Genomic DNA, 1,686 nt, shown 5'->3' with positions numbered 1-1,686 from the left:
GCTGGTCGATGGAGTTCTCGCGCTGGCGCAGCCGCTGGTTTTCTTCGCGCTGGGACTTGTTGTCCGAGAGCGCGGTCTGAAGTTCGGTGCGCAATTGCTTGACCTGCGCAACCAGCGTCGCCACGGTGTCGCGCGGGGTATCGCCCTCGATGCCCAGTGCCTTCATTTCCTCGGGTGTGAGCTGGACGCCGCTGTCCGCGGCGGGCGGCGCCGGGTTGCTTCCCCCCGAGAACAGCCAGATGCCGACGAACAGCACCAGGATGGCGACGGGGATCATCAGCCACTTGAGCAGGCCGTTACTGCGCATGGCGGGCATCCTTGGCGTTCTCGTCGCCGTCCGGCTGCGGCAGGTGTACGGCCGGGTCGAAGCGGTGAATGGCTGGCAGCAGCGACTGCGCGAGGCCGCGGCCGCGCGTCACCAGGTACAGGACGGTCGTGTCCTCCGGCATGCCGCGCGGGCCGAGCGCCTCGTGCTGGAAGGTGGCGGTGAGGAAATCGCCTTGCAGCACGCGGGGATCGAGCGTGACCCAGCCCGCGCTGGTGTTGGTCAGGCGCACGGCAGTGACCCACTGGTCCTCCAGGCGCCACGACGCGAGCGCGACCGCGCGCACGGGCAGCGTCGGCATCAGCGTGTCCAGGTCGAGGTCGCGGCGCAGGTTGACCCGCATGACGCCCGGCAGTGGCTCCACGGTGCGCAGCGGCGCGTAGAGGTTCTGGGCAGCGAATCGCGTTAGCACGGCCGGGACCGGGGTTTCGCGCCGCGCTGACCGAGCGCCTGCCGAGGTGCGCGCCGGGGCCTCGTCGGCGCCATCTGGCTGCTCGCCATAGCGCGCCGGGGTGCTGTCGCCCTCGACGATGCGCACCGGCTCCAGCTCGGCTTCCCCGTCCTTGGGCGGTTCGGCCGCGATGTCCAGCAGGATCAGCGCGCCCGTGTCGGCGTCTTGCAGTTGCAGCCGCGTGGGCTCGATCGGCTCGCTGGCGCGCAGATACACCGCGCCGCCCGCGCTCTGCACGCGCAGGCGTTCGCCCACGCCCGCGGGCACGCCCACGCGCACGTTCCGGTCGATGAACACGATGCGCTCCTGGCCGACCCTCAAAGGCACCGCGAGCGGCATGCGTTCCCAGCGCAGGATCTCCACGGCATGGGCAACGGGTGTCGCGGCCACGGCCAGCAGCCCCAGCAGCGCGAGTACAGGATGCTTCATGGGGTGTTTCCTCCTTGAGGCGCTTGCGGAGACAGGCCACTCGGCGCCGGGCGCGTTGGCTCCGGTGCGCCGATGCGCTGGGGCGCGCCGTCGTAGCAGTCCAGCGCCAGGCCGAACGGGTTGCGGGCGGGATCGACGTCCACCCGCGTGACCTTGATCGGGTAACGCACCAGGGCGCGCTTGACCTGCTCGGCGCCGTAGTACTCGTCCGCCGTGATGTCCAGCGTCACCACCCAGTCGCGATCGGACACGGTGCGCACGCGCGCCGTGGGGTCGTCGCCATAGCCGCGGCCGGGAATCTCATAGATGCCGCGCACGCGCTGACGCAGCTCGCCCGTGGAGCGGCGGTAGTCGTAGTCCGCCCGCAGGAAGGCCTGGCAGGACGAGGTGAGGTATGGCGAGAGGGTGTGGAGGTTGCGCGGGTAGTCTTCCTCGCCATTCGTCGGCCAGCGGTTCAGCGTCTGGAACACGTAGAACGTGA

At 70.3% G+C, this 1,686-nt stretch carries 2 protein-coding genes and 1 pseudogene; all 3 read right to left on the bottom strand.

All coding sequences use genetic code 11. From position 1 onward, the window contains the following. Positions 1–307, bottom strand: a pseudogene (locus tag APY03_RS17970) (TIGR03752 family integrating conjugative element protein); the annotation flags it as partial. After that, positions 297–1,205 (bottom strand): TIGR03749 family integrating conjugative element protein, encoded by a 909-nt coding sequence (locus tag APY03_RS17965; protein ID WP_068678668.1) that lies wholly within the window; start codon positions 1,203–1,205, stop codon positions 297–299. The gene APY03_RS17965 and the pseudogene APY03_RS17970, both read right to left, overlap by 11 nt. Beyond that, positions 1,202–1,686 (bottom strand): PFL_4703 family integrating conjugative element protein (locus tag APY03_RS17960; RefSeq protein ID WP_068678665.1); only part of this gene is annotated, 485 nt, incomplete at its 5' end. The genes APY03_RS17965 and APY03_RS17960, both read right to left, overlap by 4 nt.

Source organism: Variovorax sp. WDL1 (assembly GCF_001541225.1).
In the GTDB taxonomy this organism is placed as follows: domain Bacteria; phylum Pseudomonadota; class Gammaproteobacteria; order Burkholderiales; family Burkholderiaceae_C; genus Variovorax.
Note: the sequence above shows the minus strand (reverse complement) of the source record. Positions and strands in the feature narration are given on the sequence as shown.

What these genes read in the sequence shown, in the direction of transcription:
- APY03_RS17965 (WP_068678668.1), bottom strand. Translation starts at nt 1,205, where the DNA reads ATGAAGCATCCTGTACTCGCGCTGCTGGGGCTGCTGGCCGTGGCCGCG.